The 24534-nt window shown below is 36.7% G+C and carries 26 protein-coding genes; 3 read left to right on the plus strand and 23 right to left on the minus strand.

What is annotated here, in order from left to right:
- Positions 1 to 133: 133 nt before the first annotated feature.
- The 20 genes from ICJ84_RS02980 to ICJ84_RS03075 form a co-directional block, all read right to left on the minus strand.
- Positions 134 to 745: an alpha-ketoglutarate-dependent dioxygenase AlkB family protein gene (locus ICJ84_RS02980; RefSeq protein ID WP_188214870.1), complete on the minus strand. Its 612-nt coding sequence runs from the start codon at positions 743 to 745 to the stop codon at positions 134 to 136.
- A gap of 3 nt (positions 746 to 748) precedes the next feature.
- Positions 749 to 1252, minus strand: coding sequence for a GNAT family N-acetyltransferase (locus ICJ84_RS02985; protein ID WP_188214871.1), 504 nt, complete (start codon positions 1250 to 1252; stop codon positions 749 to 751).
- A gap of 6 nt (positions 1253 to 1258) precedes the next feature.
- Positions 1259 to 1660 (minus strand): hypothetical protein, encoded by a 402-nt coding sequence (locus tag ICJ84_RS02990; RefSeq protein WP_188214872.1) that lies wholly within the window; start codon positions 1658 to 1660, stop codon positions 1259 to 1261.
- Positions 1661 to 1994: 334 nt separating this feature from the next.
- Positions 1995 to 2345, minus strand: a complete 351-nt coding sequence (locus tag ICJ84_RS02995; protein ID WP_188214873.1) for a DUF2200 domain-containing protein — start codon at positions 2343 to 2345, stop codon at positions 1995 to 1997.
- 11 nt (positions 2346 to 2356) lie between these two features.
- The gene (locus ICJ84_RS03000; protein WP_188214874.1) at positions 2357 to 4237 is read right to left on the minus strand and encodes a DUF4139 domain-containing protein; all 1881 of its coding nucleotides are present in this window, start codon (positions 4235 to 4237) and stop codon (positions 2357 to 2359) included.
- 101 nt (positions 4238 to 4338) lie between these two features.
- Positions 4339 to 4980 carry a YdeI/OmpD-associated family protein gene (locus tag ICJ84_RS03005; protein ID WP_241748671.1) on the minus strand — a complete coding sequence of 214 codons (642 nt, stop codon included), beginning with the start codon at positions 4978 to 4980 and terminating at the stop codon, positions 4339 to 4341.
- Positions 4981 to 5073: 93 nt separating this feature from the next.
- Entirely contained in the window at positions 5074 to 5694 is a 621-nt protein-coding gene (locus ICJ84_RS03010; protein ID WP_188214875.1) for a hypothetical protein, read from the minus strand.
- Between the two features lie 73 nt (positions 5695 to 5767).
- Positions 5768 to 6268 (minus strand): peptidase associated/transthyretin-like domain-containing protein, encoded by a 501-nt coding sequence (locus tag ICJ84_RS03015; protein ID WP_194408526.1) that lies wholly within the window; start codon positions 6266 to 6268, stop codon positions 5768 to 5770.
- A 130-nt stretch (positions 6269 to 6398) separates the two neighbouring features.
- Positions 6399 to 6953: a hypothetical protein gene (locus ICJ84_RS03020; protein WP_188214876.1), complete on the minus strand. Its 555-nt coding sequence runs from the start codon at positions 6951 to 6953 to the stop codon at positions 6399 to 6401.
- 383 nt (positions 6954 to 7336) lie between these two features.
- Positions 7337 to 7963 carry a hypothetical protein gene (locus tag ICJ84_RS03025; RefSeq protein ID WP_188214877.1) on the minus strand — a complete coding sequence of 209 codons (627 nt, stop codon included), beginning with the start codon at positions 7961 to 7963 and terminating at the stop codon, positions 7337 to 7339.
- A gap of 142 nt (positions 7964 to 8105) precedes the next feature.
- Positions 8106 to 10433, minus strand: coding sequence for a PDZ domain-containing protein (locus tag ICJ84_RS17085; RefSeq protein ID WP_317173641.1), 2328 nt, complete (start codon positions 10431 to 10433; stop codon positions 8106 to 8108).
- A gap of 47 nt (positions 10434 to 10480) precedes the next feature.
- Positions 10481 to 12595, minus strand: coding sequence for an alpha-galactosidase (locus ICJ84_RS03035; RefSeq protein ID WP_188214878.1), 2115 nt, complete (start codon positions 12593 to 12595; stop codon positions 10481 to 10483).
- Positions 12596 to 12866: 271 nt separating this feature from the next.
- Positions 12867 to 13391 carry an outer membrane beta-barrel protein gene (locus ICJ84_RS03040; RefSeq protein WP_188214879.1) on the minus strand — a complete coding sequence of 175 codons (525 nt, stop codon included), beginning with the start codon at positions 13389 to 13391 and terminating at the stop codon, positions 12867 to 12869.
- Between the two features lie 137 nt (positions 13392 to 13528).
- On the minus strand, positions 13529 to 14374 hold the full coding sequence (locus tag ICJ84_RS03045; RefSeq protein WP_241748672.1) for an endonuclease/exonuclease/phosphatase family protein: 846 nt from the start codon (positions 14372 to 14374) through the stop codon (positions 13529 to 13531).
- On the minus strand, positions 14365 to 15678 hold the full coding sequence (locus ICJ84_RS03050) for a sulfatase-like hydrolase/transferase (protein ID WP_188214880.1): 1314 nt from the start codon (positions 15676 to 15678) through the stop codon (positions 14365 to 14367). Before ICJ84_RS03050 ends, ICJ84_RS03045 begins: the two co-directional genes overlap by 10 nt.
- Before the next feature lie 93 nt (positions 15679 to 15771).
- A complete protein-coding gene (locus ICJ84_RS03055) occupies positions 15772 to 16128 on the minus strand; it encodes a lipoyl domain-containing protein (RefSeq protein ID WP_188214881.1) in 357 nt (118 codons plus the stop codon).
- A gap of 17 nt (positions 16129 to 16145) precedes the next feature.
- On the minus strand, positions 16146 to 16373 hold the full coding sequence (locus ICJ84_RS03060) for a hypothetical protein (protein WP_188214882.1): 228 nt from the start codon (positions 16371 to 16373) through the stop codon (positions 16146 to 16148).
- A gap of 23 nt (positions 16374 to 16396) precedes the next feature.
- Positions 16397 to 16837 (minus strand): hypothetical protein, encoded by a 441-nt coding sequence (locus tag ICJ84_RS03065; RefSeq protein WP_188214883.1) that lies wholly within the window; start codon positions 16835 to 16837, stop codon positions 16397 to 16399.
- A 140-nt stretch (positions 16838 to 16977) separates the two neighbouring features.
- Positions 16978 to 17370: a DUF302 domain-containing protein gene (locus ICJ84_RS03070; protein WP_188214884.1), complete on the minus strand. Its 393-nt coding sequence runs from the start codon at positions 17368 to 17370 to the stop codon at positions 16978 to 16980.
- Between the two features lie 115 nt (positions 17371 to 17485).
- Positions 17486 to 17953, minus strand: coding sequence for a DinB family protein (locus ICJ84_RS03075; protein ID WP_188214885.1), 468 nt, complete (start codon positions 17951 to 17953; stop codon positions 17486 to 17488).
- Positions 17954 to 18289: 336 nt separating this feature from the next.
- Here ICJ84_RS03075 and ICJ84_RS03080 point away from each other — a divergent pair, with 336 nt between their 5' ends.
- Positions 18290 to 19570, plus strand: coding sequence for a hypothetical protein (locus ICJ84_RS03080; protein WP_188214886.1), 1281 nt, complete (start codon positions 18290 to 18292; stop codon positions 19568 to 19570).
- On the plus strand, positions 19554 to 20189 hold the full coding sequence (locus tag ICJ84_RS03085) for a CPBP family intramembrane glutamic endopeptidase (protein WP_188214887.1): 636 nt from the start codon (positions 19554 to 19556) through the stop codon (positions 20187 to 20189). The genes ICJ84_RS03080 and ICJ84_RS03085 overlap by 17 nt, the downstream gene beginning before the upstream one ends.
- Before the next feature lie 264 nt (positions 20190 to 20453).
- Here ICJ84_RS03085 and ICJ84_RS03090 read toward each other — a convergent pair whose 3' ends face one another.
- From ICJ84_RS03090 to ICJ84_RS03100, 3 genes are all read right to left on the minus strand, one after another.
- Positions 20454 to 21503: a hypothetical protein gene (locus tag ICJ84_RS03090; RefSeq protein ID WP_188214888.1), complete on the minus strand. Its 1050-nt coding sequence runs from the start codon at positions 21501 to 21503 to the stop codon at positions 20454 to 20456.
- A gap of 291 nt (positions 21504 to 21794) precedes the next feature.
- A complete protein-coding gene (locus ICJ84_RS03095) occupies positions 21795 to 22604 on the minus strand; it encodes a hypothetical protein (RefSeq protein ID WP_188214889.1) in 810 nt (269 codons plus the stop codon).
- 188 nt (positions 22605 to 22792) lie between these two features.
- Positions 22793 to 23302 (minus strand): hypothetical protein, encoded by a 510-nt coding sequence (locus ICJ84_RS03100; protein ID WP_188214890.1) that lies wholly within the window; start codon positions 23300 to 23302, stop codon positions 22793 to 22795.
- 435 nt (positions 23303 to 23737) lie between these two features.
- Between ICJ84_RS03100 and ICJ84_RS03105 the strand changes: the two genes are divergently transcribed.
- Positions 23738 to 24382: a DUF6266 family protein gene (locus ICJ84_RS03105; protein ID WP_188214891.1), complete on the plus strand. Its 645-nt coding sequence runs from the start codon at positions 23738 to 23740 to the stop codon at positions 24380 to 24382.
- Positions 24383 to 24534: the final 152 nt, after the last annotated feature.

A 24534-nucleotide genomic window follows, 5' to 3' on the forward strand; every position in this document is an offset into this window, starting at 1 on the left:
GTTAGGGAGCAAATGTTTATAAACATCCACTAATCAAATATATACAAGACGAAAATAATTTCCTATGTAGAATTAAATTATTCGTTAAACGGTAGATGATGATATCATTAAGATAGTATTTAGTCAACAACCATTAGTTTTCAATAATGGTTCTGAAGGTAAGATTAACCCTTGGGGTGGTTATTAATTTAGTAGGTGGCAAACGGTGTAGCCAGTGGGTTTGAGTTTCATCTTTCATAATCAATAGACTACCATGTTCTAAAACGAGTTGTACTTTTTCTTTAGTGTCTTTGTGCTTGAAAGCAAACTTTCGTTCGGCACCAAAACTTAATGAGGCTATGGCTCCGTTCTTTTTTAAGTCTTTTTCTCCATCACTGTGCCAGGCCATGCCTTCACTACCATCGTGATATAAGTTAAGTAAACAAGAATTAAAAGTTTCTCCTGTGTTCTGTTCGATTAATGTTTTTAAATCCAGTAAAGCCTGTGTCCACGGCAAGGCATGTTTAGTAGTGTTGGAATAGGTATAAGAAAACGGTTTTTCACCATACCAGGCTACTTTGCGTTTGGTGATTATAAGTTTCCCGAAAATAATGGCTTCATCGTTACGCCAATCAATATTATCTAGGAGATTACTCAAATAGAAATCAGCGTCTTTTTTATTCAATAGCTTACCGTAATAATTGACGGTACCATCCTGTGGAAGCCAGTTTTTTGATGGGTCGATTTCTGGTTCAAAAAGAGTCATGGGTTATAATATTTCCTTTTGATAGAGATTGTAAGTTGATATTGGTAATACTTTTTCACCAACTTTGTTAAAACCTAAATGTTCGTAATAGCCACAGAGCTTCGGGTTTTTAGAGTCGGCATCGAGCCTTAAATAGTTGCAGCTTTTAGCTTTAGCCTGTTCTTCAATTGATTTTAAAATGGTTTTACCAATACCTTGACCGTTATATTCGGTTTTAACCATTAGCGAATGTACATACAATGCTGCATCCTTTTGATCGCCCCAATACAGGTGGTCTTCGTTTAAAATACGTACCATACCAATGGTTGTATTGCTGGTGTTTTTTATAAAGAAATATTCATTGTTTTTAATACCGTCTTGAACCCATTTAATTTTTTCAGCGGGTGGATTTTTCCAATATTGCCAGTGGTCAATATGCATTTTGGCAATTTTCTCTGCAGCTTCTTTAAATAAGTTCAAAACGGTGTTAAATTCATCTCTGTGAATTTGATGAAAGGTTAATGTCATTTAAGGTTATTTTTTCTTGTTGCCTTTGCCTGAATTATTCTTTTGGGAGTTTCCAGGACTGCCTTTAAATTTTTTTCCTTTGTATTTTACAAGGTGATCGTTGTTATATCTTTGGGGCGAATCGCTGTTTAAGTCTAATTCTATTTTTGCTGCTCTGCCTAAGTCAAAACTCGCATAAAGTGACGGAAGTTTAGCACTCACTCGCCAATTGTCTCCACTTAAGTAAATATAGGATTGTTTTTGAAGATCGTAATAGAAATTACGGTCTGGGAAATATATATGTCTGGTTTTAGCATTGTATCCGTGTGCCGGTGCCCATTTTGGTGGCTGACTATAGCCCTCAAATGAGAAAGCTAGTGTAAAGGTTAAAAAAATAAGGAGAGCAAAAAATCCGTGTTTTGTTTTCATTGTCTGTTAATTTTATGGGTTTAAACTGTCTTTTGTGGTTACAACATTTTAAAAGTTGTAGTACCTGAACATCTAAGTTTGGGGCTTTAAATGGAGAAACTAAGATAATCAATTTACAAAAGATTTTAAGAAGGTCTTGTGAAAATGTATTTCTTGAATTCTCTTAGCAATGTATGTATGAAATGTGAATTCAGGTTGAATACATAATTAAAATGCCGTGTTTAAGTCTTTTTAGTTTTTTTATGAACATATTCCATAACGAAGCACATGACAATAATACCTAGGGCAATAGAAACTCCAACAACATTGTCATGATACTGCTGACTAATTAAAATCAGGTTCTCAGGATTTTTTCCATAGCTTTCCCTTTAGCGAGTTCATCCACAAGTTTATCCAGATAACGTATTTTTTGCATCAAAGGGTCTTCAATATTTTCTACACGATACCCGCAAATAACCCCTGTTATTTTTGTAACATTGGGGTTCAGTTGAGGTACTTTATTAAAGAAGGTTTCAAAATCGGTTTTATTATCTAAAATTTGCTGTAATTCAGATTCATTGTACCCGGTTAACCAGAAAATAATGGTATCCAGTTCGTTTTTTGAACGTCCTTTCTTTTCTAATTTGTTGATGTAGTGCGGATAAACACTCGCAAACGACATGGTAAATATTTTGTGCTTGCTCATTTTTTGGTTAATTATTCTACAACTAAATTTCTGTTTTTTGGGTATTTTACGGTATAGTGTAAATCGAATTCCTTCTTCTCGTTTGGAGAAATGTCAAATTCCCATTTTAGTTCGCCTGTGTCGGTATCTAGCTTAGCTTTAGACGATTCTATAATATCTACTTTAATCTCGTCTAGTTTAGACACAGGAACTTGATCTAAAACAACCATGTTGATAGCTTTAGATTTGTTGTTTTTTACGGAAATGCTCCAGGCTCTGGATTCTTCTTTTTTGGTGCCTACAAATTTCTTAGAGGTATAATCGGTTATTTTTTCTCGATTAACACTTACGTTTTTATCTCTACCTAATGAAATTTCCAAAGTGTCACTAGCGAATCGAGTATCAAGAATGGTTTTACCGACAAAGGTGTTTTCAAAGAAAATATTTGCTTCACCTTCCAGTAAGCTATATTGTTCCCAGTTATTTATGTTAGCCACTAAGTAAGCTTCTTTTTCAATTTTGGGAATAGCATAATATTGATAGTCTGCCGGTAATTTATAGTTGACCATATCTACAGCGTAGCTTTTATTATCTGAGTTGATGGTGTATGGTATATCGACTTCAAATTCTATGGTGGTTTGATTTTCTGTTTTTTGCATAGGGATGGCTTTGCTTTCTATATTTTCAGCTTTAGCTATTTGAATGCCTGAGACTTTCCCCTCTAATTTTGCTCCAACCGAATGAGATTTTTTTTGTCTTCCATAGCCAACTACTACGACTTCTTCCAACTTCTCTTGGCTTTCAATAAGCCTGACGTTTAGTGTAGACCCTTGAACAGGAAGTGTTTTTGTTTCATAACCAATATAAGAGAATTTTATAAGACTTGAATTATCAGGAACCGTTAAGGAATAAAAGCCGTCAAAATCTGTTGTTGTGCCTATGGATGTTCCATCAATCATTACATTAGCTCCAGGCAAAGGTGAGTTGTCGCTATTGCTTATAACGGTACCTGAAATTTCATTGACAGATTTATTATATCTTGGAGGAGACATATTATAATCCAGATAATAGGTTCTTAATTCAGGAGCGATACCAGATAGATTAGGGTTTGCAGACGAAAATTTTAGTTTTACATTTTTCCAGTCAATTTTCGTGTCTTGTTTAACATTAGCTTTATAAACAAGTTGAATTGGTTCGTCTATATCTTTCGCTCTAATATCGTAAGAAGGAAACCATCCGGCATTGTTAACAACATAGGTAAGTGTTAGGTTGGCCTTTGTTGCTTGTTTTGCTTCAATTTTTACAATAATTTCACCGTTAGCAAACTCCTTTTTGCTTGTTATGGTTTTTAACTGGTCTTCGAGGTCGCGTTGTTCTCTAATTAAATGGCTTAAGCCTTTCTTTATTTCCAGTTCTTTAAGTTTTAAACTGGTTAATTTGTTACTATAAAAGTCTGACGTGGTTTTTAAGTCGTTCACATTTAGTGTTCGGTCTTTGCCTCCTATTTGTCGGTTTTCATTTAAAAATGCGATTTCTTCATTGATGATTGTAATTTGAGTTTTTTCTACATCAATCTTTTCTTCTATAGTTTCCAGAGCTTGTTCTAAGTCAGTGAGTTCTTTAGATTTTTCTAATTTATCCACAAAGTTTTGTTGATGATTTACACCAAGGACGGTGACATCGCCCAAGGCTTTTACTTGAACACTTTTATTTTGAATGAAGGGCGATAGATTAGTGAATTTTAAAATTGATACGCCCGATTTTAAAGCCACTTCTTTTTTTCGTGTTATCTGTGCACCTTCTATAAAAACGGTAACATCATTTATTTCGGTATTTACAGGAATTTCATTTGATTCCTGAGCAAAGTTGTAATTACAGATAAGAAGGAATAGTAGCAGACAATATTTATTCATGTTAGAATTTTTTATAGGTTTAGTAGGCTTCGAAAAATTTTATCTTTTAAAGATAGTAAAACTTTACTTACGATTTGAGGTAAGGGTAAAAGCTTGTTGTTTTATTTCTTGTTAGAAGTGTATTTATCGTGGAGGCCAATACCATTAAGAATATTATCAGAACATTTTTCAATACGCGATAGTCGGGTGGCCGATTGTTTAGCCGCAGAAAAATACAGGATGTAGCCACGTTGTCTTCCCGGTGTTAATTCTTCAAAAGCCGATTTTAATACCGGGTCTTCTTCAAACTTTTGTTCCAGCTCTTCAGGTAGTGGTTCTAGTCGTTTCTTAGTAGGAATGCTTAAACCTTGTTTTTCAATTTCAATGGCTTCAAATATGCAGGCTTTAATATCAGAAATCAAGGGGTTTATTTGTTCTGTACTGGTGAATTTTAACTGACGCACGGCTTGTGAGTTTTCTCCGGGAGCCACTAAAAGTCCTTTGTCATTACTAAGCAATACGCCTTTAAAAAAGTTTAGTGAGCAATAGTTTTTAAAAGCACTAAGCATAAGTACATTGCTATTGTTGTAGGTGTAGCAGGGCACGCCCCATTTGCAGGTTTCGGTTAAACCGCATTCCAGAATGATGGTGCGTAACATGTGTAGTTCTTCGTCCCAGTTATGTACTTTACAATCGGGAGTTCCGCCAAGAGCACATCGGCCGCAGCCATCAGTAAAAAAGGTTTCTACATCGGTAGTCATCATGATTTACAGCGATTAATAGGCTAATATACTAAACTTTATGTCAAACAAAAACGCCTTGTAAGAGGACGTTTAAGTTAATGTAATCGTATGTTGTTATTCAACGTTTAATTTTAAAGTATCATGATGAAAGGATTTGATGCCAATCAATCCATGTTTGGTTTCTCCGGGTTTGATTACGGTTCCGTTAAGGTCGTAATTCTGTAATTCGGTTTTAAACTTTTTATTAGCAGAACTGGCCTGAATTACGTTTCCTGCTGCAATGCCAGGACCTAGAACCAAACCAATAGGGGTGGAGCTGGTTTGTTCTTCAACGCCATAAGAGTTAGTCGTAGAGGTGTAAAAATTAACCGGAGTAAGTAACAAATACAGTAAATATAATGCCGATTGTTGTTTTAAGGTTTTAAACGTTTGCTCAGTTTCTAATACCTGAACCGCTTCACCATTGGTGTATTTAAAAGTAACGTTGTCTCCAAAGATAATGTCTTTATCAGAATGGTTGGTGATTTTAAAAGCGACTACTTTAACACCTTTTTTAATCTCTTTTTTTGAATATTTTCTTTCAAGCAAACTGTATCGGTATTCCAGTTGAATACCCTTTGTTTCAGTTTTAGAAACATAGTTTACCGATGTTGGATTAATGGTTTGGTAGCGTGATGCACAATTGGTTAAGGATAATCCGAAAAATAAGAATAAGGTAATTTTAATGAATTTCATGGTTGTATTGTACGCGAAATAAAAAAAGCATAAGCTCTTAATTTAAGAGCTTATGCTAGTAATCGGGTTTTTGTTATTCTGTAAGTTGTGCTAAGTGTGCTTTCCAGTTGTCTGGAATGTCGTTTATGCTATAAACTTTTAATTCTTCATTTGTACTGGCAGTGCTAACAGGTGCAAGAGTTTCGTTCAAATACTCGGTATCCAGTTTATACATGGCGCCGGTAGCAGGATCTACAATAAGCAAACCAATTAAACCACCAATAAGAATGTTACCAAAGTACCAGCCGTCCAGTTTAAATTCTACCGGAACCATTTTAGCGTCGTAGCCTTCTTTTTCAAACTTCACCATATAGCGCGCTTTACTGAAAAACCCATTACCGGCTTTTAGTTTTAAGTTGGCCGGTGTAGCACCTTTGTAAATTTCCACACCTTTTTTGTTGGTAATGGTAATTGACGCTTCCGAAGGGGTACTGTTAATAGAGATCGGATAATTCGATTTGCTTACGATACTTGCGCAGCTTGTGGTCAGGATCAGGGTTCCTGCCATCAAAATTGAGGTTATTTTATGTGTCATAAATGAAATGTTAGTTGGTGTCTACTCCTGTTTAAGGTCTGTTTTCGACAAGTTACGACCATGTGAAGTTAGGATGAGGTTTATAGATTAATATAGTGTATAGAAATGATATAATCAATAGTTTTATTTGCTATAATGGAATAGCAACCCCTACTGCTAAAGCTCCTGAGAATTGTTCTTCTTCAGGGTGATAATAATAGGTAAATGCCACATCAACATTATGCTCTCTTCCCAGCTCTAAACCCAGAGAAAACGGAATGTGATATGCCAGTCCGGTACGATCAATATTGGTGTATGGGGTATAGGTTCTAAAGGCTCCAATCGATGCTCCGATACCTAGTTCAAAGTACGGGGCAATCCATGGAATAGGAAAGGTTACCCGGCCTTTTCCTCCAAAAAGAAAAGCTTTCGATGAAGATGTATACTCACTTTTATTTCCATTTGATGCTCTGCCTTGTTTGCTTGTTAATATTAAACCAGCGTACGGACGAACATCAAACCATTTTGAGGCTTCAAGAATGTATTCCGCCTGTGCATAAAATCCGGTGTTGAATATGTCCACATCATCGTAAGGGGCGCTCAGGCCATAACCAATATTAGCCTCAATAGCCGTAGGTTTAAAAAACTGTGCGTAACCCTTCAGTAGGGTTATTAAAGAAAAGACAATGAATAAGTTTAGTTTCATATAAATGGTTTTAAACGCCATAACCGTTTTTAACGAGCGCTAATATAGATATTATTCTTACAGTAAAATGTGCGGTTTTCCGTAAATTTAAAAACTTCTTTAACTAACGGTTTAGTCTCTTTCTGATTTTGGTTGTTTGAAGGGGGCCGAAAGGAACTTATCAACATTCGCATTAAAGTAGTCAAGGATTAGCTATCCGGATGTGATGGAGCTCAGTGGACTTGATATATATTTGGAATGGGTTAAGCGGTGGTTTATAAAACCGAGTATTAGCATCAGGCGTAATAGTTGGCTGAAGTATGTTGTAATATGTTGATAATTTGTTGTTTTCGATGTGAAAAAAAGTCTGGTGTTGCATGGGTGCTTTGTGAATGTTTATCATTTTACTGATGAATAGCGCTATGTAGCAAACTATCTATAGCCTTTTGCTGTGTGCGTTCGTAAGCATTAGGTGCGTTATTTTTCAAGAGGAATAAATAAGGAATAGAATCACCTTGATGAAACCAATTGCCCTGATGTTGATAACTCCCCATCCAGCTTTCAGGAGGTAAGATACGTATGTCGTTTCTATGACAGAGTGACGGATCGAGATGCACAATGTTGTTATTAATGTGTAGTGTTTTATCAAAAAGGCCATGGTTATGGAAATGGTGCATAGACGTTTCCTTGGCATCATAGAATACAACAATATAATCATTATCTGTGGATATGTTAATATCTGTAGTAGCATTCATGTATTTAAAACCAATATAACCACCAGCAAATAGTAATAATTCTATTGCAAAGATGATATAGTAAGGTGTACTTTTTATAACAAACCGATCTAAAACATATAGGCCTATAATAAAACCCGTAACAGGCACTGCTATAATCGGGTAAAGAATCATCGGACTTTCATGAGTTAATCCTATGTAAATGGATTGTATGGCAATTACAATGCTTGTTATTGTAATAATGGTAAGTGGCGTCACCGGATAAACCCAGGATTTAAGTGTTTTTAAAGTCTTCATGACTTGTAATATTTAGCATAAAACCAACCCCTTACTTAAAGGTACGAAATTTAATGAGAGGTTGTTACTCATAAAAGGATTTATTAGTCATAAAAAAAACGCCCTTATAAGGGCGTTTCGGTTTAAAGAATTTGGTTATGTTTTAGTCTGTGTTTAATACTAAATCTATTCTTTTTTGGTTTCTAATTACTTTAATTTTTAATTGCTTTCGCCAACGGTTTCCTTGGTATTTACTTAAAAGTTCCGAAGTGTTTTTAATAGGTTCATTATCTATAGCTATAATAACATCATCAGCCTGTAAACCGGAATGGTTAACTTGGCTGTCTGCCTTTATGTTTAAAACAATAACACCATTCATATCAAACAATCCAGAAGCCGATTGTTCTTCGGGTGTTTCAATATTTTTAAGTGTAGCACCCAACCATTCCAGAGTTTTACTTTTGGTGTTGGTAAGTGATTGAATCTGTAACGCCGGAATATTCGGTTGTTTGGCTAAAGCTTTTAATTCCGGGTTTTGAACACCAAATTGATCCATTGGGAAATTTTTGAACCCTACTTGTAAAGCAATCGAATTTTCAGAAACCGTAAAGTCTCCATCCTTTGGATTTATAAACATGGGATTTCCATATACACTATGTTCATCAGTGTGGTTTTGTTGCGCTAAGGCCAAAGCAGTACTGTCAGGAAACACATTATAGTCGACTTCTTTTCCCCAGCCTTTCAGACGTATCGGGAAATGTTTGGTCATCGAGATGTTGTGTTTAAAAATGTCTTCACTATTGTCGAACCATACATGAGGGTGAAAACCATTATTCACCATGATATTATTTTCTACTACACGGTAAAAGCCTTCACGAAGCTTGATGCCACCATTAAGGCAGAGGTTATTGTAAATGTGGTAATTCGAAGAGCCGTCATCCAGGTCAATATCCCATCCGTGATTACAATGAAAGCGGTTGTTACGAATGATGGTGGTATGCATAGCATCCCAATATGGCATTTTTGGATTGGCGTGTACTAAACTGTCAATCGTGTTGTATCTTGGGTGCCAGTACCGATCACGTCCCCATGAATTGAAAGCACCGTGGTCGCTGGTTTCTAAAACGGTATTAAACACATCGTTGTACTCAATAATATGTCCGCCCCAGGTACCTTCACTCACATTAATTCCGGCACGTGGTACATTGTAAATGCTATTGTTTTTAACATGGATCTTCATAGCCATAGATAATTGAACTCCGGCGACCTGTTTCTCAATTTCTCCTATGTTATGAATAAGGTTGTTCTCAACCATGCCCTTGGAAGGGTATAAGTCGTTAGCAGGACCTTGAAGGGTGTCTAAGTCTTTTGAAGGTAAAAAGTTTCCATATTGAAATGAAGGCGAGCGTACCGCCGAAGGATCACCAACAAAGCTAATAGCTGAAGCGCCACAGTTGTAAATGTAGTTGTCTTTAATTTCGGTGGTGATATTATAGCCATCAACAAAAATAACATTTCCTCCAAGGTTGGTGAATTCACAATCTTGAATGCTACAGTGTTCGGTGCCTTTAAAAGTGATAGCACCTCCTCGGTATATGGTCCAGTCACTGCGCAGTAAGGGCTCGTATTCTTCCATAAAGGTAGGCTGGGTGTGTTTAAAGGTAATGCCTGTAATGTGAATGTTTTTAACAGGTTGTTCTAAGCTTCCTTTTATGTCTATCAGGTGTTTTAGAACTGAAACTTCAACACGGGCTGTTTTTAAATCTGTCCCTGGTTTAACCCATAGATAAAGCTTTTTGTCCTGTTTGTTATAATACCATTCTTTCTCGCTATCCAATTCTTCGAAAATATTTTCAACCATACGTAATTTTGGATGCATGGCAGAGGGACGGTTGTTTTGGTGTCCACCGGTAAGTTGTAGCTCTCCATCTTCATTAATACCTGTTATTTGGTAGTGAAATCCACCCCAGCGTCCGCTGTGCATGGCGTGTACATAACCACCAACAGGATTGTTCCAGCCACTTATACGTTCTTTAGAGATAGCATCAGCCGCATGGCCTTGCCAGGCACCACCATTAGCATCATAGTTAGGGTAGCGTGCCAGAATTTGTTTTTCGCCATTTACAAATACTTGATTAAAGTCTATCGTTTCATCAATAGTGGTTACCCATATACTATCGTTATAAGGCGTCCAGGAGGTTTTAATAACTTTAGAGCCTTTAATACTGACTTTTGATTTGTCTTCACCAATAATGTCTAAATTATTTAATTCAGGAGTAATGATTAAGGGGGCAGTAAGGTGGTAATCACCTGCTAATAACTTAATACTAACCTGGTCTGTACCATTGGTTTTGGCTGTTTTTGCTAAATCAAGAGCTTTTTGTAAACTTTGTACGGGCGACTGTTTAGCCCCTTGATTGCCATCATTACCGTTAGGGCTCACAAAAATTTCTACAGGTAGCCTATGGCATCCTGTAAGAATAAGTAGCACTAAAACGGATAATACGAATGTTTTTTTTTTAACATAATTGAGTTTAATTAATTTAAAATTTTATTCCAGTCAACAGGAGTGGTGTTAAAGTTTAGAATGCGTATCTCTTTTGGTTTTAATATAATCTCAAGAGTATCACCAAAGGAATACTGAGATTTAAGCCCCTCTAAGTTATCTTCTAAAGGAGATGAAAGCCAAAAGCTGTCTTTTTGATTGCTAAGTCCTAATTTTCTATCAAGTTTTATAGCATAAATGCTTGTCTCCTCGCTGGGGTTATGAAAGGAAATATAGCCTTGCTCTTTGTTCCAGGCCGTAAACCCGTAGGTTTTATTTTTTCGTGGGTCGCCTCCGTGCATTTTAACATGATTAAAAGTGGGGAAAACGTTTTCACTCCATTTTAAGCCTTCAGAAAGCACATCCCAGTCAGTTTCAGAAAGCACGTCTGGTTTGATATACAATTCGATAAATCCTGTGCCTCTAGACATGTTCATAAAGAGGTAATCTTTAAAGGAGTCTATGCTTTCTCCAGTTTTTGTCTTTTTGGGTTCATGATTAAAAATGGCCTGCATCGGGAATTTGGTATGCTCTGTTTTAAATATTTCATAGTATACCCCGTCTCTATAGGTGAGTTCTTCTGTTCTTGAGCTTCCTTTCGAGGCATCACCAGCATTAATCATCCATACCACATCAATGTATTGTAACCACCAAGGACTTAAGTAAGCACCATTAGTTATAGCTATAAACACTTCAGGGTTTATTTCAGCCATTTTGTTAAATATGGTTATTAATCGCTCGGTCCCATTAACCAGATAGTAGGTTTTTAGTTCATTATATTTGGCATCATTTAAAAGGCTATCATTGGCTTTTACGTTTTCCAGTCCTAATTGAGGCATTGCCGGAGTACCGCGTCCATTTAATTCAAAATCTCGGATGTTTAAATGCCCGAAGAGCCCGTCAAATTTATAGTAACTAATACCTTTACGAGTTAATTCTAAAACACGGTCTTCCAGTTTTTGCATATATTTCTCTCCAGTCATAGACATGGATAACTGTAAGCTTTCGTATCCTTGATTTCCAAGTTTTTTTACCATGTTTCTGGCGCCAAAAAAACAGCCAGGACTCAGCCAAAGGCCTAGTGTAGATTGTAAGGAATCTACGCGATTAAGAGTTTCTTTAAAATCAGGCGTAAACTTGTCGTTAATTTTCCAAAGTTCATCACCCCAGTCTGATTCTGGTCTTCTACTATCCTGCCAGCCATCATCTATAACATAAGCATTTAATGGTGTAACTCCTCTTTTGTCAACAAGTTCTGTATGGATTTTTTCTACACTGCTTTTAAAGTTTTCTTTATTGACTTTGGTCAGGTAATCAAACCACGAATTATATTGTACCTGTAGTCGTAGAGGGCGAATACGAATATCCTCAATATAGTTGTAAAAAGCGTCGTCAATAAAGGAGTAATCGTCAGCGACACCACAAACAGCATTATAAGAAGTAAAGGTTTGTTTAGGGAGAATTTTGTTTCCCCATAAATAGCCGCAATTTAAGGTGTTGTTTGTTACTTTGTTAGTAGCAGCCGGAAATTCAATACCCCAAAAGGTTGCGCTGGTTTTGTCGTAAAGCGGTTGTCCTAATCCTGGTTTCCAGTTGGCATGAGCCTGAGACGTAATAGCTTCTTGTTGATAAGGTTGGTAGGCACCGTTAGAAGTTACTGATTCTACATCTATTCGCTCCAGTGTTAAAGCTTGGTTAGAAATTATCGACAATTGTTTTCTTATATAATGTGCTTTGTCAGATAGGGAGTAATGTAGTTTTAGCTCTAATTTATGTTTTTTATTTTTTAATTTAAAAACAAGATGTTGTGTTTGCGCTGTTTTAAAGCTTTTACTGCTAATGACTTTAAAATCAGAAGTTGTTAATGTAATATCCCCTTCTGGTATATCAGTTCCTTTAGAAATTCTTAGTTTAAATTCATCAACCAAAGTAGGTATAAGTGTTGATCCATTTAGTTTGTTAACAATTTTTGTGGTTATGAGGTGACCATCTTTAACAGATAGGTTTCTGCCTATATAATCGTTTTCAATAACATGTTCATTTTTCTTTGAAAAACTAAGGAGTAGTAATGCTAAAAATAAAAATGGTAATAGGTTTTTTGTTTTCATAGGATCCTATGGGAGTATTAGAGTGTGTTCAAGCACACCCGTTTTTTGCGTTTTTAGTTGTGTGCAAGATATAATGTTTTTTTACAATCTCAAAATGGTGATTTCAGGTAATGCAACGTATGAAAATACACCCTGATTAGGCTGTATTTTTATTTATAAAAAACAAGGTGTAAATATGAATTTACTTACTTGAGTTTTGTGGTGGATAGTATTTGAATCCGTATTTTCTGATGGTTAATCAGGTTTGTTTTATTTAGTTATAGTGCTATGACTAAAACCAGAAATTAACCCCAATGCTTAAGGAAGCTGCATTGTAATTTTTTTGATTAATATGGACATAAGACGCAGTTAAGGCCAGTTTTTCCTTAAAATAGTAACCAACCACCGGCCGTAAGTAGATGCCTCCAACATTATCATCTTCAAGACCGCTGCCGAAATAATTTCCAAGATTACCATCAATGGCATAGCCTAAATCGAAACCAGCAGCCCAGGCAGTATTTAGTTTAACTCTGCCGCTGGCAGCAATAGGAATATATATAGCAGGTAATGAATCAAAAGAACTGGCTGTACCATCTTCAAATAAATACATAACACCCACTGTTGGCCCTACATAAACCTTGTCAGATACTTGCCAGGAATAGTATATGTTACCTTGAAGCGCAAAAGAATAAAAATCGGCAGAATCGGCTAAAGGTATGCCCACATTAGCTTCAAACCGAAACCCTTCCTGAGCATTAAGTTGATGAGAATAACAGATTAGGAAAAGGATTGCGATAAATGGCCACTTACTTGTCATAATAGTTGTTTAAAAGTAAGAAGAAATAGCAGTTAAGGCTTTTATAAAGATACAATAAAAAATATTATGGAAATCTTAAAAAGTTTCTTAGAATCAAAAAAATACGCTCTAATCAAGGCATTTTTTTATCAATAGTGTTACCTCAGTTCTGCAAATACCGGTAAGTGGTCTGAAACACAAAGACCGTTTGAACGACGATCATCTACGTGACGGTAATTAAGTATCGTAGCATTTTTAGTGAAAATATAATCGATTCGATTTTCTAAAGTAGCCATAGGATCAAAGTTATTAAAGGTACCCAAAGGTCCGTAAAACGGACTCATAGCAGATTCCTGTCCGTCATCAAGAGCGGTCTTAAAGGTTTGTATAGCTGCGCTGTCGGGTGTGCTGTTTAAATCGCCCATTACAATCAGTTTTTCTCTGGTAATGCCTAATTGCTCTATGGTTTTTAAAATCAGCTTAGCCGATTCCTCCTGTGCTTTAGGACCGATATGGTCGAAGTGGGTGTTAAACACATAGATCACTTCTCCCGTATGCCTGTTTTTAAACAACCCGTAAGTACAGATACGTTCCATAGAAGCATCCCAGCCCACCGATATTTCCTCTGGCGTTTCCGAGAGCCAGAAGGTATGTTGTTTTAATACCATGTATTTGCTGCTGTCGTAGTACAGGGCAGAGTATTCTCCTTTGGTTTTTCCGTCGTCACGACCTACACCAATATAGTCGTAATTGCTGGTGTGTTCTTTTATAAATCTTACCTGATGTTGTAAACCTTCCTGAATCCCTAAAAAGTCGGGGTGGTAGTAGTTTATAAGCTTAACCACTTCAGTTTTGCGGTATTCCCACCAATTGGCTTTATCGTTGGCATTGTCGTAGCGAATGTTAAACGACATGACCTTGGTTTGTGCCTGAGTCGACAAACCAGCAAAAACCATGATTAAAAGAAGGCATCTGAAGTATGATGATTTATGTCTTATTTCCATTTCGGATGTTTCTGTAGTTCTTGTTCTAATGCGTTTTTAATGCTTTGCTCTTCAGGACTCAGAGAATCTAAAGGCAGCGGAGATGTTTCCAGTTTGTCATCGTTCAGATTAAAGAACCTGTTATTGGGATACAGTTTATAATCGAGTGAGCGTACAAATTGATTTCTATATTTACTCACATTTTGTCCCCATCGAGGGTCATAATGCACAAAGGCGGTTGCTCTGGGCAGATAGTCTTTACCGGTTAGTAGCGGATAGAAACTCTTTCCGTCAGATACCACTTCCGATTCTGTTAAATCTGCCAGTGTAGGGAAGAAGTCACTAAACTCAATCAGGTGATTAAAAACCGATTTTTCTTTTATCTGTTCTGGCCAGTACACAATAAGAGGTACATGTGTCCCGGCATCAATAGTATTGCCCTTGCCTCCAATAATAAGTTCATTATTAATGCGTGATTGTATGGTGGGGTGCGTACCATTATCGCCGGTAAAGATTACAATGGTATTATCTGCTAATTGTAAATCTTCAAGTTTTTGGGTGATCTTACCGACTATTTTATCAGTGTAGGCTACCATGTCTTTAAAGTAAGTGGTGTCGTTTTTATAACGGTTTTCTCGGTCGTTCCAGGTTTTGGAATCTGGTGTAGGTACAAACGGATCGTGTACTAAAACCATAGGGTAATACACAAAAAACGGTTGGTCTTTTTTACGTTCTATAAAATCTAACACATAGTTTGAGAAGATATCCGGACCGTAGTCGTCTGCATTTCGTTTCAGAAATTCACCATTCTGTTCAATAAGGGGGTCACTAAATCTTTCGCCATCAGCTCTGGTTTTTGTTAGTTGCCATAAGCAATACTCATCAAATCCAAACTTATTGGGGCGGGTATTATCATTCCAGTCACTAATACTATCCTTAAAAGATAAACCGTTTAACTGCCATTTCCCGGCAATACAGGTTTCGTATCCAGCATCCTGCATGAGGTTCCCAAAGGTATACTCCAAATTGTTCAAATGCCCGAAATACTCATAGTTTCGGTAGTTGTATTTGCCTGTCATGATTTTTACGCGCGAGGGGGTACACAAGGGCTGTGATACACAGTTTTCGAATAACATGCCTTTCTCGGCTAATTTGTCAATATTAGGGGTGTTATAGGAAGTAGATCCGTAAGCACTCAGGCACTCGTAGCCCATATCGTCTACCATAATAAGTACCACATTGGGCTGTGTTTTTTCTGCCTGTTTTGAGCAGGAAATAGATAGCAGAGCTAAGAGGAGTAGTAAAGTTTTATTGATTAATTTCATTAGGTTTTGATGTTAGTAAATTTGAAATACCGATAAAACTACATAATATTTTTTAGACCCTCAATTATGTGTTCGCTAAGGTATATTTTATCTTTAGCTTGTTTTGCCCTTTTCTATTTTGAAAAGTTCCATGCCTACAGATAATTTAGTATGTGTTTTACAAGCCCAAAGCATACGGCCACTACAAAAACTTTCAAATTCTAAAGTCATGTTATCAGATTCTAGAATACAAATAATATCTCCTGATTTTATAATATCCCCTGGCTTAGCAAACCATTTTGTTACAGTTAGCTTGTCTTTTGTCCCCAAATCGGGTAGTATTATGGTCTGTACATCATCAGTTTGTTTATTAGCATGGTAACTGTAATTTGAAGTTTTTGAAGTCTCTTTAGTTAGCTTTCTTCGGTCTTTGTTACTAGGAAAGAGGCTTTTCAGAATGGTTTTTAACATAATATTGGAAAGGTCAATTAATCGTTTCTGTAGAGTCTAAAGCCGAATTTTAGTAAAAAATAATCCAGAATGCCGATAGGAACATTTATGGTTAATAAACCAGCAAAGTAGCCCCAGTCGCCTGCTTGTTGATCTATCATAGCTTTACTAAATGCGGAAAGAATTAAAGGTGTTTTTGAAATCAATGAGATTAGAAGGCTTATGCCAATAAAGATTAAAACGACGCTCAATAGTTTTTTTAGCATGTGTGTTATTTAAAAAGGCTTAGCTACAAATTTTGATAGTAAATTTTAGCAGACTCAGCCAGTTCCTCAGAAATCTTAGCATCAAAACTAAACGAATAAATCATCCATGTGTCTTTAGGTTTGTAGTACTGAAAAATAAAGCGTAGTGGCTGGCGGTCGTATTTAGCCATATAGCTTAAATGCACAAAACTACTTCCTAAAGATTTACTGTTTATCTTTTCGTTTCCATAGTATTCTCCAACATAGTCTTTGTTTAAACCTTCCAGCTGACTTTTTAAATTAGATATAGCGTCGGCATTTCTGGTAATCCAGCTGTTACTTTTATACAATTCATCAATAGCTTTTGAGGCACCCTCATTTTTAAAGGTTTTAAAAAAGGTATCTGTAATCTCCTGTGGTGTGTTTTGTGCAAAGCTTGTGGTAATACATATAGCAATAAGTAAGGCTGTTAGGTAAGTTTTCATAAGGTAGGGGGTTAGTATTTGTAATTTTCTTACAATATATATCGCTTTTCTGTAACTTCAAAATGGAAACCCTTACAAAATTAAGGGCGTAAAAAACGCTCCGTACAGAGCGTTGTCTATTAATAGGGGGTGTTTGGGTGTTAATTCAGGCTATCAATAACGGCTTTTAGTTTATCCTGAATCTCTGTAGCTACATTGCCAAGACTGTCATTTTTTACAGCGATCATAGATGCTACCGGATCTACCGCTGCCACTTCAATAGCGCCGTTGTCGTTTTCCATGACTACAACATTACAGGGTAAAAACAGTCCGATTTTATCTTCATGGCTTAAGGCCTGATAAGCGTATGGCGGATTGCAGGCGCCCAGTATTCTATACTTTTTAAAGTCAACACCCAGTTTGTTTTTTAAGGTCTGGGTAATATCTATCTCGGTAAGTACCCCAAACCCTTCGGCTTTTAAAGCCAGAGTCACCTGCTCAATAGCGTTATCGAAGTCCTGTTCTTTTAATATTTTACTGAAATAATAACTCATAAGTCTCTTAGTTTACAGATTGTTATTTGTTCCTATAAGGTACTTATTTTATGGCATGTATCAAAGTCTTCTTTTTAAATAGCGGTTTGTGTCATGGTCGCTATATGCTGGTTGTTTAATCCCATATTTCGGGACGGTTAATTTCCATGGCTCTTAAATAGGAGAGAAATTGCCCTGCATGAACAGATTCATGATATCCAATTCGTAATAAATATTGCGCAAGAGGTTTCTTCTCACCATTTCCAGGATGAACGATTTTTGTTTCATTTAATTCTATTTCCGAAAACCGACTAACGCTTTCTAAAAATATTTTTCTGTAAGGTTCATAAAATTCGAGTTCCTTGGCTACACTAATAAAGGGTCGGCTTTCCCAAGGTGTTTTATAATGGGCCATATCTTGTTGATTAATAATCATATTCCATCCATAATCAGCTTCCAGTACATGTCGTATCATTTCCATAGCACTCATGGCATTATTGTCGGGTTTCCAATGGTAATGTGTTTGGGGAAGTGCATTCCAGAGTTTTATGCTTTTTCTTCTTATTTCTGTAAAATTTAGAATTATAAGTTCAGATGCTGTCATTTTCTTGGGTTATAGTATGCGTTGTATGGTGAATACTTCATTTATCAAGATAGGGAATTTATGAGGGTTTTTAAAATTAGGCGAGAACAAGCCATGAGTTATTTTGTTTGTAGCATGCCATAAGTTATAGGCAACCCCATAAGTGTTATTTAGTACGCAGCATTATTCATTTAATAAATTAAGCAATCGCTTTATTTCGTATCTTTAATAGGATCAAGGAAATAATCCTGAGAAGACGTTATGGTAATTAGAAAAAACATTAGTCGATTTGTTCTTTCTGTTGTCATAATTTTGTGTTGGCAATGTAAGGAGCAGGAGAATGAGGACATCCGGTTGATGTCTTTTCAAGGCTCCAATATTGGACGTTTTACAGAGATCAGGACGAGTTTTTCGGCATTAGACAGTCTTGGTTATGTAAATCTTTTAACTCACAATGGCGACTGGCTTTCTACAAACGAGTTTTTATTTTCTGTTCATAGAGATTTAGGCGATACCTTGCATATTCAGGAATCAGATTCTGTAATGTCTATCAATGGAAATATAATCGCAATATCCATTTCAAAGAACGGTCCGTCTAATACGTTTTTCAATCAACTTACAGCGGAAGACATAGCGCAACTTCGAACCATTCAGTTTAAGATATCTATAGGAGATACTATCAAACCTTATTTAAAAAGAATAGGTCGTTTAAATCCTGCAGTCGATATGGTTTTTTTTCCGGAAGTAGACTCGGTGAATCTCTTGAACAGAGATTTACGCTGGCTTTCACAATATTTTAAACCCAGGGCGTTATTCTTTCAGAATGAAACAGACTCTGTTTCCTTATCCAGTCTTACGCATTTTCCTTCCTTAGAGACCCTCTTTATTAGCCTGCCTGTAAAAGGAACTGTTGCTTTCCCCCAGCTTCCTCATCTAAAAGAAATCATGCTTTACAATGAAGAAGATCGTATTTCGGTTGATGCAGATTTTTTTAATCAAATGCCTGATTTAACATCGTTAACAATAATTAATGAGAGTGACGCAAATTTCGACTGGTCTTCCCTGAATACCTTGAAAAAGCTTCAGAGTCTTTATATCGAGTCCGATAGCATCATCCTTAAGGATGTATATGTACACCATCCTCATTTAAGTGCTCTACACTTGGGGTTTAATGAAGTAGAAGGTGCATCCATTTCAGATATCTTCAAGAAAAATAAACTTAAAAGACTTTCTGTTTATTCGATGGATGATTCCTTAAAGGGCCTATATTCTGAAGTGTTACCAGATGCTTTTCCTGAATTAGAATCGCTTGAATTTAAAAATAATGACAGTCTGTTAGATTACAGTCATTTAAAGCACTTAAAAAAATTAAAGTACCTCACTGTTTTTGGTAAAGCGGGAAACGATACAACGCTTTATAAGTTAAATCAGCTTCGTTATCTTTCGCTTTCCGAGGAATTTTTAAAGGATTCTATTAACAGAATCAAATTACAGAAGGCATTGCCCAATACGGTTATAGCCCCAAATTCAGGAGCTTGTATGGGCTCAGGTTGGTTGTTGTTTATTGTTCCCGTGGCATTTTTTTGGTTTTATTTCTTCAAGTCTAAAAAGCATAGAAACCATGATTGTGAAATCTAATGAAATCCTATTTAAACCGCTTGCTCTTACCGGGAGTTTATGGCTTTTTTCATTGTTTGTTAATTTTGATTTTCCTTTAAAAACAGTGGCCTTAGTTGCTTTAATACTGGCAGGTTTTTGGATGAGTTCGATACATAAAGATACTTTGGGTTCTATATGTGCTCCCGCCTTATGGCGTTTTAAGAAATCCCGTAAGTGGATTTTAATGGCATTTGTTTTTTCTTTGGCTCTGGCCGTTTATTCACGAATAGAAGATGGTTTACCGCCCATACCCTCAACAATAGGTGCATTTGTAATAGTTGCTATTCTTATTGGTTTTGTTGAAGAAGTTGTCTTTAGGGGATTCGTTCAGGGGGCTGCACAACAATGGAACCCAACAGGAGCAGTGGTGCTGGCTTCTGTTTCACATGCTGGATATAAGGCCTTGTTATTTGTATTTCCCTTACAGCAACTGAATAATAGTGCTTTAGAGTTATTTGGATATACATTTCTGGCAGGACTTATTCTGGGTTATTCCCGGCAAGTCACAGGATCGTTATGGCCGGCTGTTATAGCACATTGTTTTTTTGATTTCTGGTTGTACATGGAGCAATCTTCTGCTCCTTGGTGGGTGTGGTAAGTATGTTGGGTGTTTTTATTGAACTGTCGGGGTTAGCATTCCTTTACAATTTCAATCTGACGTAGAGTTTTAGCATGTTAGCAAGGTTTCAGCTAGGAGTAGTTGTTTTTTTATCCAGTTGATTTTATACAGCGTTGTGGCTGGTCGTTTAATTGGTCATCATATCCCTGGTTGTAAGGGTATCTTTAAATATAACACATATGCTTACCTGATAAAAACGAACCAACGCAGGTGTAGTGAGTTGTTAACAGTTAAACGTGTTATTTATGTTGTGTTTACCAGTTTAAAACTTTGCCATACCCATAGTAAACGCTCCTGTAAAGTGCTAGTTGTATGTAATTCGTTAGGGAGGCCGCGTTCAGATAAGTACAGGCAGGCCGTGTTGCCTTTACCTTTGTCATCGGTCCAGAAGAACACGATATAAATCGAGCGCATGAATAGTTGAGGTGTTTCAGGAAGTAGGGTGTTTGTATTCGTGTTTTCAAGACTCACCATACGGGCATAGCTTATGCCTTCGGGCAGCGGCACTGGGTTTATAGTTACTTTAGTAAGTGCATTATGCTGTTTATCTAAAGTGGTTTTCATGAAACTGGTGTTGCAATAGTCGTCAAACATCTCTTGAGAAGTACATTTTTTTAGGGGCAGGGGTGTAATACCTCCGGCTTCAGAGTAGGTGGTCGAAATTAAAGGATTTCTAAAGGCAAAAGCTGTATTGCTATTATCGCGAAGCAGTAATTCCCAGGATGGTAAGGGACTAAAATGGTAATCATGTGTTTTGCTGGCATACCAGTGTATCGTATCGTTCCAGGTATTTTCACGATAGTCGTGGTTACCATCCAAAGGAAGAATGCAATAGTGTTGCTGTATCTTGCCAGTGAAGTGTTGTAGTCTGCCTAGCCCGTCATGGTTATCCAGTTGGTTTAGGCTGCCCCTTATACTACCATCAGATAAGTATTCAGGCTTTAAGGCGATATAGTAATCTTTGCCAGCTTCCAGGTTAAGCGAAAGTTCTGTTTTAACATCTTTAATTTTGGTGTGTAGTGTGGTTGGTCCTGTGCGTTTGGTGTGCACGTAGTATATGTGATTCATCTTGGCTTTTACACAAACTCCGGTGTCGGTACTCAGGATCACAGCGAGCCAGTTATCTGGAAAAGCATCGTTATTGTCTCTTATAAAATATATATGCGCAAAGCTGTCCGGGTCAAGGTTGGCAGGTCCGGGAATATAGGTCAGGGGTTGCGCTTGTGCAAAAAGGGAAATGGTAGCCAGAAGGCTTAAAAATACGAGGGTAAGATGTGTCGTATTTGGTTTCATTTCGCAGGGCTGCTTTCCATTGAAAACACTACTTTAAGGTACGCTTTTTTTCTGTAAACCGTAGTGTTTTAACACAAGAAAAGCTTAGGTAATGGCATTGCAGCAGACTGTTAAAAGGTAAGGAGCTTATCATCTGATTTTAGGTCCGTTTTAAAGACGTAACATGCTTTTGAAGTTTCGCTTAAAATTGCCTGCTAAAAACAACAAACGCCCTTAAAAAGGGCATTTTTTATCATATTTTTAGAAAATTATATGCTTGTGCAACGGCTACCGGTGTTGGCAATAGTACTTTTATTCTAAATATTCGAATGATTCTGTGTAATTATAAACATCCTTGTTGAACACAGTTCTTTTAATTGGTCTATTTTTATTATCATATTCAAAGTCAATAGTTTGGCGTTGGTTTCTCCAGGGAAAGTCTAATTTTTTAAAATTATTTTTTGAATATTTTAAACCCAAAATTAATCTAGTAAAATAGTCGTTAATATCCATGATGTGAGTGTCGTCAGTAAAAATGGTTACCCCAGTTTTGTTGTCATAATCTAAATATTTAAGACCATCATTGAATGAGGAAGAGTTTTTTACACCAATAATGTTGTTATTGGAATAGAGTATTTCTGTAGTTCCCTCAACTTGTTTTACAAAATTATTGGAGTCTACAAGATAGCGTTCGATTTCATTTGAATATGTCATTTCTCCCGTCGAGTTTAATGTCTGTTCGTAAGCTACTATTTTCTTTAGGCCATTTTCACTACTGTATTCAAATGATAACTGTAGAATGCCATCAAAATCTCCTTGAATTTCTTCGTCCCAATAACAGTCATTTATTTCACAGTCACAATAAGCTCTTACAATTTGATTATTCTCATATTCGATTTGGAATGTGGCGTTATTAATTACTTCTTCGCCTGACATATTTAATCTATTCTGGATGTTAATCGAAGTCAGACTTTGCGTTGAGTTGTAGTTAAGGGTAAATGACCTAGTTGAATTTGGACGATGATTGTAATCAGGTCCTTGTGATATGGTTACTTTCTTTAAATATGTAGGGATAATGTTTTCAATACTATTGTCTACGGAATCATTTGAACATGAATTCATTAGTATCATTAGAAAAGTAATTGCGATTATTAATTTGTTATTAATCATTTGTGTATCAGTATTATTGCCAACAGTTTGTGTATGGCTCGTTGCGGGAAATCCGAGAGGATTTTCCGTCGTAGCGGAAGGATAGCAAATTACAAGGAATTTTCGACCTAAAATTCAGCTGCAATGAGCTATACATGGTGTTAGGCAATGGCTTTTATTTTTTCTAGTATCTTTTTTCCTTTTTTATTCAAATTCAATATGGCGGCTCCAGAATTATGGCTCCAAGGATGCTGTATTAAATTCCACTGTATTTCTTTTTTTTTGAATCTCAAGATTAGCATATCAGAGCTAAATAATTTTCCTTGAGATGAAGCAACTATGAAATTCTGATTATCATTTTCAATTCGCCAATTATTTTCCGTCAGAATAGTTCGAGCATTTTCCTTAAAATCCTCTAGTTTTTGAGTAAGTTCAAATGATTTGAAATTCAGTCGTTTTAACTGCAATAGATATGTCGAAATTCCAATTAGTAATGTTGAAACTGATACAATTAGAAAATCTGTTGCTTTAAATGAATTCATATCTTTTAGATAGAAAAATCCGCTTATTAGTCCATTAGCTATCAATGCTATCGAAATTCCAAAGAAAGTAAGCCATTCCAATGAACCAATTTTGAAGTGTATTTTGTATGGCTTAATATTTTCTTTCATTGTGTTTTCAGCTTGTGCCTAACGTAGTTTATATGCGTTATTATTTGTTTAATAATATCCTAACGAGGTAGGATAACAACATATTTCAGATTTTAAATATAACGCTTATTCTTACATTTTTAAAACGAAGTTACGCACAGTTATAATGACTTATTAACAGTTGTGCATTGTTTGTATTCCTGTTTAACAGCAGTCTTATACCACCCATGTTCAGCTAAAGCAGGTTTTTAAAAATATAACCCTGAGCGAGCGCTGAACAATCCTCGAACAAAACTCGAACAAAACCCCTGTTTTTTTGGCTTCAGTCTCAAATCGTCCCAAACCGTCTCAAAGTGTCTCATAATGTGTCAATGTGTGTCAAATGGTGTCACGGGTTTGTGAATCAGTAGGTTGTGTGCTAGTTTCGAATTGTTAAACCCCTAAAAATCATATATCATGGGAAAATTTAGTAAAGGCATCCTTGGAGGGTTCTCCGGAAAAGTAGGTAACGTGGTGGGTGCACGTTGGCGCGGACAAGACATTATGCGCAGTTTGCCGCAGCGCGGTAATTATGTGCCCACCGAGGCACAGGTCGATCAGCGGGAGCGGTTTAAAACGGCTATTGGTTTTGTTACGCCTATTAAAGCCATTTTGTCGGCGTATTATGGTAAACAACAGGGCGACAAAAGTGCTTTTAATCTGGCTACGGGTTACGTGTTAAAAGAAGCTTTGTTACCCGATGGGTTGGGCGACTATACCATTGATTACCCTAAAGTACTTATTGCGAAAGGTGATTTACGCGGACTGGCTAACGGGGCAGTGGTAGCCGCAGCCAGTCAGGAACTTACCATCAGCTGGGATGATAACAGCGGGCAGGGTAATGCCGCTGCTAGCGACGAGCTGGTTGTAGTGGTGTACTGTGAAGCGCTCGACTTGTTTGAAACCGCCAATCCGGCGGGTACGCGCGATTTAACTACTGTACAAATGCCCTTGCCTCCATACTGGGCAGGGCAGCAGGTACAAGTCTGGGCGACCTTTGTAACGGCCGATAAAAATCTGGCATCTACCAGTACGTTTTTAGGTGCGGTTATGGTATCGTAAAGCCTAAGACGAATGTCGTAAGACGTGAGTTGAGAATAGTGAGGGGTGTTGTGCTTCTCACTTTTTTTGTAATGTATAGGTATGATAATGGGGAATTTGTCATTCCGAACTGGTTTCGGAATCTATCAGTTAAGAACTTTGTGTTTACTAAC

The organism is Aestuariibaculum suncheonense (assembly GCF_014596935.1).
GTDB lineage: Bacteria > Bacteroidota > Bacteroidia > Flavobacteriales > Flavobacteriaceae > Aestuariibaculum > Aestuariibaculum suncheonense.